The sequence below is a fragment of the Micromonospora sp. ATA51 genome, from assembly GCF_016802855.1.
GTDB classification, from domain to species: Bacteria; Actinomycetota; Actinomycetes; order Mycobacteriales; family Micromonosporaceae; genus Micromonospora; species Micromonospora sicca.
In genome coordinates this window covers 1-4,766 of record NZ_JAEVHJ010000420.1, presented here as the reverse complement: position 1 = coordinate 4,766, position 4,766 = coordinate 1, and the positions used below count along the sequence as shown (strand labels likewise).

Below are 4,766 nucleotides of genomic sequence, written 5' to 3'. Positions count from 1 at the left end.
GTCGCCGGGGCCGGGCCGGCGGACCGGACGCCAGCCCTGACCAGCAGGTCGGGGGCCGCCGCGCCGCGCGGCGTACGCGCCACCGGCGGCCAGCCCGACCGCCACGACCAGCGCCAGCAGGGTGACCGGGCCGGCGCGGGACGCCCGGCGTCGGCGGTGCAGGCCGATGTCCCGCCTGGTACGCCCGCCCACATCGATCTCCGTCCGTCGCCGCCCCGGGTCCGCCGAGGAGTACGGACGACGGGGGCGGTCGGTTGACCCGTAGCGGGAGAATCCGCCGCGGAGGGTCGATGGTGAGGTCGCTCACGGGTCGCGGCGCCCGGCCCGCCGGTACCGTTCGGGCGGGTGTGCACCTCGCCACCCGAGGTCGGCCGCACCGGAACGACCGTGGAGAAGGGGTCAACCCGTGCCGGAAGCCGACAACCTGGTCGCCGACGCCCTCGTGGCGGCGCGCGGCACCGACGTACGCGCGGCCGAACGCGCCCTGGATCGGCTGGTGGTCGGCGACGCCCCGGCGGTGGACGCCGCCCTCCTGGCCCGCCTGCGCCGCGGCGTCGGCCGGCTCTGGCCGCGCGGCTGGCAGCCGGTCGACCTGGATCGGATCGCCGCCCGGCGGCTCGACCCGCGCACCGCCCGACTGGTCGGGGAGGCGGTCGCGGCCCAGCGCGCCGCCCTGCCCGGGCCCGTCCCGCAGTGGTTCGACGAGCAGGTGGCCGAGCTGGGCGCCGGCTGGGACACCGAGGTCGACTGGCTGAACCGGTGGGCGGCCCGGGCGGCGTCGACCGGATCACCGCGCTGCGCGACGCCGTCGACGCCCTCAGCCTGGTCGAGGGGCTGCCCCCGATCGCGCTGCTCCGCCCACCGCCGGGTAAGGCGGCCGCGGCCCCACGGGTGTCCGCCCCGGTGTCCGGGTCGCGGATGCTGGACCGGGTACGCGCGCTGCTGGCCAAGGCCGAGTCGACCACCTTCCCGGCCGAGGCGGAGGCGCTGACCGGCAAGGCCCAGGAGCTGATGGCCCGGCACAGCATCGACGCCGCCCTGCTCGACGCGACCGCCGAACGGCCGGACCAGCCGGGTGGCGTGCGGCTGAGCACCGACGCCCCGTACGCGGCCGCGAAGGCGCTGCTGGTGCAGGAGGTGGCGGCGGCCAACCGGTGCGAGTCGGTCTGGTCCGACGACCTCGGCTTCGCCACCGTGCTCGGCTTCCCGGCGGACCTGGCGGCGGTCGAACTGCTGCACACCTCGCTGCTGGTGCAGGCCACCGCCGCGATGCTGCGCGGCCGAAACGAGCGGCGGGCGAAGAGCGGCAGCCGGCGCACCAAGGGCTACGACGAGTCGTTCCTCAACGCCTTCGCGCTGCGGATCGGCGAACGGCTCCGGGCGGCCACCGAGGCGGCGAACCGGGAGGTGGCCGAGGAACGCGGCGACGACCGGCTGCTGCCGGTGCTCGCCGCGCGCTCGGACGCCGTCCGGGAACGGCTCGACACGCTCTTCCCCGGGGTCACCAGGTACCGCCTCCAGGTGCGGGACCCGGAAGGCTGGTCCTCCGGCACCTCCGCCGCCGACCGGGCCTCGCTCGACGCCGGCGCGCCGCCTCGCCGGTCGGTCCACGGCCGCCGCTGACGAACTTCCCGGATTCTTCGGGTGAGGATGTCGGGTACGGCGCTCGGCTCCGACCCCTCACCGAGAGGCGCCCACACCTGTGGCCCGTACCCGAGGAGTGCACCGTGAAGTACATGCTGCTGATCTGGAACCGTCCCGGCTTCGTCGAGGAGCTCGCCGAGCAGGAGCGGAACGCCATCTTCGGCGAGGTCGACGAGATCATGAAGGAGCTGACCGAGTCCGGTGAGCTGGTCGGCGGCCAGGCGCTCGCCGACCCGTCGCAAACCCGGACGGTCCGGTCCGTCGGCGGCCGCGCCGAGATCACCGACGGCCCGTTCATGGAGAGCAAGGAGCAGTTCGCCGGCTACCTGATGGTCGACTGCGACAGCCCGGAGCGCGCCGCCGAGATCGCCGCGAGCTGGCCGGACGTCCGGCGGGGCGTCGGGGTGCTGGAGGTGCGGCCGGTCATGGACGAGGCCGGGACGGAGATGTGACGGCTGCCGACCACACCGTCGAGGACCTGCTGCGCAGTCTGGCGCCGCAGGTCCTCGCCGTCCTCGTCCGGCGGCACGGCCAGTTCTACGCCTGCGAGGACGCCGTGCAGGAGGCCCTGCTCGCCGCCGCCGTGCAGTGGCCCGAGCAGGGCGTGCCCGAGCACCCCCGCTCCTGGCTGGTCACCGTGGCGAGCCGCCGGCTCACCGACGAGTGGCGCAGCGAGCGGGCCCGCCGGGACCGCGAGGTCGCGGTGGCGCTCCGCGAGCCCGGGTACGCGGCGGTCGCGCCGCCCGCCGACGAGGAGCCGCCGGCCGGGGACGACACGCTGAAGCTGCTCTTCCTCTGCTGCCATCCGGCGCTCACCGTCCCGGCGCAGGTGGCGTTGACGCTGCGCGCGGTCGGCGGCCTGAGCACCGCGCAGATCGCCCGGGCGTACCTGGTGCCGGAGGCGACCATGAGCCAGCGGATCCGCCGGGCCAAGCAGCGAATCGAGGCGACCGGAGCCCGTTTCGTCCTGCCCTCGGCCGCCGATCGCGACGCGCGGCTCGGCGCCGTGTTGCACGTGCTCTACCTGGTCTTCAACGAGGGGTACACCGCCTCCAGCGGGCCCGACCTGCACCGGGCGGAGCTGACCGGGGAGGCGATCCGGCTGACCCGGGAGCTGCGCCGGCTGCTCCCCGACGACGGCGAGGTCACCGGGCTGCTGGCGCTGATGCTGCTCACCGACGCGCACCGGGCCGCCCGGACCGGGCCGGGGGGCGAGCTGGTGCCGCTGGCCGAGCAGGATCGCAGCCGCTGGGACCGGGCCGCGATCGCGGAGGGGGTCGCCCTGGTGACCGAGGCGCTGACCTGGTCGCCGCCCGGGCCGTACCAGGTGCAGGCGGCGATCGCCGCGGTGCACGCCGAGGCGCCGTCCGCGGCGGAGACCGACTGGCGGCAGATCGTCGCGCTCTACCGGCTGCTCGCGCGGATCGCGCCGAACCCGATGGTCACCCTCAATCAGGCCGCCGCGGTGGCCATGGTGGACGGCCCGCGGGCCGGGCTCGCCCTGCTGGCGCCGCTGGACGCCGACGAGCGGACGGCCGGGCACCACCGGCTCGCCGCCGTCCGCGCCCACCTGCTGGAGCTGGCCGGCGAGGCGACGGCGGCGCGGGCGACGTACCTGGCCGCCGCCCGGGGCACCACCAGCCTGCCGGAGCGGCGTTATCTGGAGGTACGCGCCGCCCGGCTGGCCGCCGACCGATGAGGTACCGGATACCGCGCTGACCCAGCGGGGTCACGGCCGCGAGCGCGGACGGCACCGGCGTCAGGGCTCCGGCGGATGGCGGCCTGACCAGCTTGGACGGATGGTCAGGCGTGGCACTCGTCGGTGAGGCGCCGCGGGATGCCGACGAAGGTCGAGGTGAGCCACTTCACCGGCGCGGCCGACCTGGCGCCGGCGTCGATCCGGTCGGCCGTGTCGGTGATCAGCGCCTTGATCTCGGGGTCCTGCGCCCGGGCGGCCTGCCCGCGTACGTCGTCGGCCAGCTCGGTGAGGTTGGCCTTGAGCTGCGCGTTGACCTGCTCCGGGGTGAACTCCTGGCGGGTGGCCGCCGCGGAGTCGTCGGCGATCTCCCGGCTGCCGGCGATGATCAGCTTGTCGACGCTGGCGCACACCGCCGCGGTGTTCGCCGCCGTCACCGGGGACGGCGCGGCGGTGGTCCCGATGGCCGCGGCGGAGGCGCTGGGCGCGGGGGCCGTGGTGCCGGCCGGCGCCGCGGTCCCCTCCCCGGTGGACTGGCAGGCCCCGGTGAGCGCGGTCAGCGTCACCAGGGCGGCGGTACGGATCGCGGTGTTACCGGACATCGTTCTCCCCGCACGGTCGGTGGCCGTCCCACGGACGGTCCTCGGTCAACCAGGGCTCGCTGTCGTGCTGCCGCCCACGCCCCGAACAGATCGAGCGGCGACCGTCCATCCTGCCAACCCGGCGGCACCTCGGCAGGACGCGCCCCCGGCCGGGACGTTCGACCCGGGCGCGCAGCACGCCGGGCCGGCGGTGGCCGGCCCGGCGCGCGAAGGCGTACGTCAGCGCTTGAAGGCGTCCTTGATCTTCTCGCCGGCCTGCTTGAGGTTGGCGCTGGCCTGGTCGTTGCGGCCCTCGGCCTCGAGGCGCTCGTTGTCGGTGGCCCGGCCGACGCCTTCCTTGACCTTGCCCGCGGTGTTCTCGGACGCGTTGTCGATCTTGTCGTCGATACCCATGCGAACCTCCACTCGGCGGTTTCCGCTACGCCTCCGAGGTACCCCCACGTCCGGTTGCTCAACCGTTACCTTTCACTGAGCGTTAGATAGCTCATGATCGGCAGCCGTCCGTTGCCGGACGGCATTGGCCGCAGGCGGCCTTGACGCTTCGACGCCCACTGCCCGGCCCGCGGGTGCGGGGCTTACGGGTCTTACACAGGCTCCACGTCCTGTTTTAACGTCGCCCGGCAACTCCAGGTCGACGTGCCGCACGAGGGCGGCAAGGTTGCGGGCGGCGTTGACGTCCCGGTCCAGGGACAGGCCGCAGGCATCGCAGTGGAACGTGCGCTCGCACAGCGACAGCTTGGGTTTCACCGTCTGGCATCGCGAGCAGGTCTTCGAGCTGGGGTACCACCGGTCGGCGACGTGCAGGACGCTGCCGTACCAGCCGG

Annotated in this window: 7 protein-coding genes; 3 read left to right on the top strand and 4 right to left on the bottom strand. The window is 75.0% G+C overall.

From position 1 onward, the window contains the following. Positions 1-192, bottom strand: a 192-nt coding sequence (locus JNW87_RS34890) for a hypothetical protein (protein WP_238455160.1), incomplete at its 3' end; no start/stop codon positions are given. 567 nt (positions 193-759) lie between these two features. Here JNW87_RS34890 and JNW87_RS34885 point away from each other — a divergent pair. The 3 genes from JNW87_RS34885 to JNW87_RS34875 all read left to right on the top strand — a co-directional run bounded on the left by JNW87_RS34885 (position 760) and on the right by JNW87_RS34875 (position 3,343). Then, positions 760-1,623 (top strand): DUF2786 domain-containing protein, encoded by an 864-nt coding sequence (locus JNW87_RS34885; protein WP_238455159.1) that lies wholly within the window; start codon positions 760-762, stop codon positions 1,621-1,623. A gap of 113 nt (positions 1,624-1,736) precedes the next feature. After that, positions 1,737-2,096, top strand: coding sequence for a YciI family protein (locus tag JNW87_RS34880; RefSeq protein WP_236647383.1), 360 nt, complete (start codon positions 1,737-1,739; stop codon positions 2,094-2,096). Next, complete coding sequence (locus JNW87_RS34875; RefSeq protein WP_109800796.1) at positions 2,093-3,343, top strand: RNA polymerase sigma factor; 1,251 nt, start codon at positions 2,093-2,095, stop codon at positions 3,341-3,343. Before JNW87_RS34880 ends, JNW87_RS34875 begins: the two co-directional genes overlap by 4 nt. Positions 3,344-3,447: 104 nt before the next feature. Here the strand turns inward: JNW87_RS34875 and JNW87_RS34870 are convergent, their stop codons facing one another. The 3 genes from JNW87_RS34870 to JNW87_RS34860 form a co-directional block, all read right to left on the bottom strand. Continuing rightward, positions 3,448-3,942 (bottom strand): hypothetical protein, encoded by a 495-nt coding sequence (locus tag JNW87_RS34870; protein WP_109800797.1) that lies wholly within the window; start codon positions 3,940-3,942, stop codon positions 3,448-3,450. A 219-nt stretch (positions 3,943-4,161) separates the two neighbouring features. After that, a complete protein-coding gene (locus tag JNW87_RS34865; protein WP_109800798.1) occupies positions 4,162-4,335 on the bottom strand; it encodes a CsbD family protein in 174 nt (57 codons plus the stop codon). Between the two features lie 72 nt (positions 4,336-4,407). Next, on the bottom strand, positions 4,408-4,766 hold a 359-nt coding region (locus JNW87_RS34860), incomplete at its 5' end, for a transposase (protein WP_238455158.1).